A 4,704-nucleotide genomic window follows, 5' to 3' on the forward strand; every position below is an offset into this window, starting at 1 on the left:
CAGTCAGTGCCGCCGGTGCGTCCTCCACCAGCATCCGGAATTCATCAATGATCAGCACCAGGTGGGGGAGYGCCCGGAAGGCCGGGGCGTGTGCCTGGTACGTGAGCAGGTCGGGCACTTCAGCTGCCGCAAGCAACTCCTCCCGCCGGCGGATTTCTGCCCGAAGCGAGGTTAGCGTCCGGTCAATTTCGTAACCGTCCAGATCCGTGAGCAACCCGACGCAGTGCGGCAGGCCGGTCAGCGGGCCCAGTCCGGAACCGCCCTTAAAGTCGACGAACAGAAGACTGACCCGGTCCGGCCGATAGCAGGCCGCCAAGCCCGCCACAAGGGTGCGCAGAAATTCAGACTTGCCGGCCCCGGTTGTTCCCGCCACGAGGAGGTGGGGTCCGTCGGACTGCAGATCGATCGTCAGCGGTCCCGCCGCACTGAGGCCGACCGGAACCGGCAGCCCGGACGGCTTCCCCGACGGCCGGCCGTCCGCTGACCAGCGCCGTGAAACCGCAGCCTCGGAAAGAGGCAGGACATCGTCCAAGGAACACGACGCAGGCACTATGGACGCTCCGCCGGCAGAACGGTGTGTGRCCCCCAGCTGCCGGCAAAAACGGTCAAAGACCGCCTCCGGGAGCAGATCGGGAAGGAAATCAATCGCAGTGCCATCCGCACTGAGCCGGCCGGTGCGGCTGCCCAGGCTCACGGTTTGGCCCGGTGCGTGGCTTCCCGAAGGTGAACAGTCGATTACCTGCCAGCCCAGCCGGCACGCTTCCGCGCGCAGCGCTTCCGTGGCCGCCGCTCCGGGTAGCAGGATCAGCACGCCCCGGTCGGAGCCCGGGCCGGGACCCGCGGTCAGCCTAGCGACGCTGACGTCGGTGCTGGCGGATAGCGAGACCCGTGGCAGGAAGCGGGCCGCCAGCGGCATCGAGTGAGCCTCCCCGTGGAGATGAAGCCACGTGCGGCGGCCGCGGGGATAACCGGCGAGTTGCATGACGAAGAAACGCACCAGCCCGGCGACGACCTGCGGCGGCCCAGCCAGCCGGGTCGGCGCCGCGGGGTCCAGGGTCAGCGGCACTAGACCGGCCGGCGGGGCCCGAAAACCGGGGTCGGCCGGCTCCAGCCTGACCCTGGCGGGTTGCTCAGCCAGCCCGAGACGAAGCCATACCGGGCCGGCCTCAGCGGGCGGGGGAGCCACGGTGGGGGCCGTGCCAGCCGGGCCAGCGGAGGCCACCGTGCCGAGGAGAAGTTCGGGCGCCGACGGTGCGGCCCGCCGTCGTCGTTCCCTGTCCATCCGGACCGCAGCCGCCACTGCGGCCTTAAGAGCGCGGCGTTGCCTGCGGCCCGACACGGCCGGAAGCAGTGGCGGAATCGCTGACATGGCGGTGAAGGCAAGAAACATCCACATACCGGTGACCACGGCCAATGCGACCCCGACGACGACTGGGGCGACAACCGCCAGCACCAAGAACGTCCGCGGCCCGGTGGGACCCGGGCCGGGAACCCGCAACGGTTCCGAGGTGTCCCCGCCGGCGGCGTCCAACCCCGGGTCGCCGGGTCCGGACCCGCCCGAGAACTGGTCGCGGACGAGGACGGCGAACGTCGAGTTGCCGCAGCCGATCAGAGAATCCGTGGACACCGGAGCGGACGACACCTTCCGGCCATCAACCCGCGTCCCGTTGGCGCTGCCAAGATCGAGCACGGTGATTCCCGCGTTCGACACGTCCAGCCGCGCGTGTTGGCGGGAAAGCTCAGCGTCCGGAATTGCCAACTCGGTCCCGCCTCTGCCGAGCCGATAGCGTCCCCGGTGCAGCGGCAACGTCGTTCCGGCACCGGGTCCGCTCATGACAGCCAGCAGCAGCTGCGTGCCGGCGGGCTCGGGGCGGCCGCCCGTTCCCGGATGGCCGCTGAGCGCTGGCGCCGCGGGACCGTCGACGAGCACGGCCCCGTTGACGAGGGGAAGGGTGCCCACTGTGAGGCTGCCCAGCGGAGCCCCTGCGACTGTCAGCCGGACTGTGCCGAACTTTATCGCTACGGCGTCTTCAAGGGCGGCGCCGGAACAGCCGACGGCCACCTCGACGGAGAGCTCCAGGGGAGCGCCGATGGCCGAGCCTTCCCGTCCGACGACGGTGCACTGCAGGAGCATCGCCGGTTTCCTWTCTCGCGCCCGCTGGGGTCAACGCTAGGCTGCGCAATCTTCCGGCAGCCCGCAGGAATCCGCCTAAGTGGACAACTCGAGACGCCCCTCCGACCGGCTGGGGCGCCCCCCGATTCACCGGTTCATGCACTGTCTCGGGTAGGCTTGAGCAGCAGACAATGCACAACGTTGCGCTGCCCATATTCGAACCAGGAGATTTTGTGACTGCTGACCTCGTCATCGTAGGGTCGGGCTTCTTCGGCCTGACAATCGCAGAACAGGCCGCCACTGAGCTTGGCCTCAAGGTCGTTGTCATCGACCGCCGCCACCACATTGGCGGCAATGCGTACAGCGAAAAGGAGGAGCAGACCGGGATCGAAGTGCACCGGTATGGCGCACACCTGTTCCACACCTCCAATGACCGCGTCTGGGAGTACGTCAACCGCTTCACGACGTTCACGAATTACGTGCACAAGGTCTACGGAGTGCACAAGGGCGAGGTTTACTCCCTGCCGATCAACCTGGCCACCATCAATCAGTTCTTTCGGGCGAACCTGACGCCGGGCCAGGCCCAGGATCTGATCAAGGAACAGGCTGGCGAACTGGCGGGCACCGACCCGCAGAACCTGAACGACAAGGGCATCCAGCTCATCGGTCGGCCGCTCTACGAGGCGTTCATCAAGCACTACACCGGCAAGCAGTGGCAGACGGATCCAAAGGACCTGCCCGCCGGCATCATCTCCCGGCTCCCGGTGCGCTACAACTACGACAACCGCTACTTCAACGACAAGTACGAGGGCCTGCCGACCAACGGCTACACCGCCTGGATCGAGAAGATGGCCGACCACCCGAATATCGAGGTCCGGCTCAATACCGATTTCTTCGACGAGTCGCACGAGTACAGCAAGAACAAGGTCGTCGGGAATGTCCCGGTAATCTACACCGGCCCGGTGGACCGCTACTTCGACTACGCCGAGGGCGACCTCTCCTGGCGCACCATCGACTTCGAGGAAGAAGTGCTCGACGTCGGGGACTTCCAGGGAACGTCAGTGGTCAACTACAACGACGCCGACGTCGCCTACACCCGCATCATCGAGCCGCGCCACTTCCACCCCGAGCGCGACTACCAGACCGAGAAGACGGTCGTGATGCGGGAGTTCTCCCGTGCAGCCGAGAAGGGCGACGAGCCCTACTACCCGATTAATACCCCCGCGGACCGCGAACGCCTGCTCAAGTACCGCGACCTCGCGGCGGCCGAGCAGGACGTCCTCTTCGGCGGGCGCCTCGGCACCTACAAATACCTCGACATGCACATGGCCATCGGCTCCGCCCTGACCATGTTCGAGAACAAGATCCGCCCCCACTTCGAAGGCGGCGCCAAGATTGAAAGTGGAGGAGTGGACGCGTGATGACCACTGAAGAGTCATCCTCATGGAGCGCTCTTCAGAGGGTGATCCTCCCGTCCGCGGACCAGACGGACACTATCCCGCTCTATGTGGATGCGGGTCCGGCCAGCGGCATCCGGCTGCGAGAGAACGACGAACTGGCGCGCTCCCCGAAACTGCCTGAAGACAAGCTGCAGATGTTCAGCTCGGGAAGCCGCCAGGCACGCTTCGAGGATCTACTCTCCAGGCAATCAATGCGCGTTCGGTCCGGCGAGCAAATTTCCTTTGGCACCTATTTCAATGCATTCCCTGCAAGTTATTGGCGACGGTGGACCCCGATCCGTGACATCCGGCTTGTGGTCCGGACCACCGGCACCGGGGCCGTAACCGTTTATAAGTCCAACGCCCGGGGTTCCGTGCAGAGGGTTGACGGACAGCACGTTGACGGGGAGGCCACCTCGGTCTTCGAGCTGTCACTGAAACCGTTCGGCGACGGCGGCTGGTACTGGTTCGATCTTGCGGCCAGCTCCACTGATCTAGTGCTGCAAAGTGCTCAATGGGAGACGAGCGAGGCCGCGCACGAAAGCGGCCAGGTGACTCTGGAAATCACGACGATGAACAAGCCGGACTTCTGCCTGAACAACGCTCGGATCCTCGCAGATAATCTGGATGCGCTCGCCAGCGTTAAGGAAATCCTGATCGTGGACCAGGGCACGCAGAAAGTGGAAGACCAAGAGGGTTTCGCCGAGGTCGAAGCCGCACTCGGCGGCAAGTTGCGGATCATCAATCAGGCAAACTTGGGGGGATCCGGCGGCTTTGCCCGCGGAATGTACGAGGCGGTTGAGAACGGCAGCGACTATGTCCTTCTGCTTGACGACGACATCGTCGTGGAGCCAGAGAGCATCAGCCGGCTGCTCACGTTCGCGGACAGGTGCCGAACGCCCACAATTGTCGGCGGCCACATGTTCGACTTGTACAACCGCAGCGTCCTGCATACGTTCGGTGAAGTTGTTGATCCTTTCCGTATCGTGCCGGCGCAGCCGCATGCCGATATGGAGCTTCGCCACGATTTCAGTGTCGCCAACCTGCGGCAGACCGCATGGCTGCACCGCCGGGTGGACGTTGACTACAACGGCTGGTGGATGTGCCTGATCCCGACGCGCGTGATCAAGGAAATTGGGCTGTCCCTGCCGC

General features: G+C 65.2%; 3 protein-coding genes. 2 read left to right on the plus strand and 1 reads right to left on the minus strand.

From position 1 onward, the window contains the following. Window positions 1–2,134 (minus strand): FtsK/SpoIIIE domain-containing protein (locus AB4Y86_RS12455; RefSeq protein ID WP_441402535.1); only part of this gene is annotated, 2,134 nt, incomplete at its 3' end. A 212-nt stretch (window positions 2,135–2,346) separates the two neighbouring features. Here AB4Y86_RS12455 and glf point away from each other — a divergent pair. Then, the gene (gene glf / locus AB4Y86_RS12460; protein WP_441402536.1) at window positions 2,347–3,534 is read left to right on the plus strand and encodes a UDP-galactopyranose mutase; all 1,188 of its coding nucleotides are present in this window, start codon (window positions 2,347–2,349) and stop codon (window positions 3,532–3,534) included. After that, window positions 3,534–4,704, plus strand: a 1,171-nt coding sequence (locus tag AB4Y86_RS12465; protein WP_441402537.1) for a glycosyltransferase, incomplete at its 3' end; no start/stop codon positions are given. The genes glf and AB4Y86_RS12465, both read left to right, overlap by 1 nt.

The organism is Arthrobacter sp. 2YAF22_2 (genome assembly GCF_052114645.1).
Classification (GTDB): Bacteria; Actinomycetota; Actinomycetes; order Actinomycetales; family Micrococcaceae; genus Arthrobacter.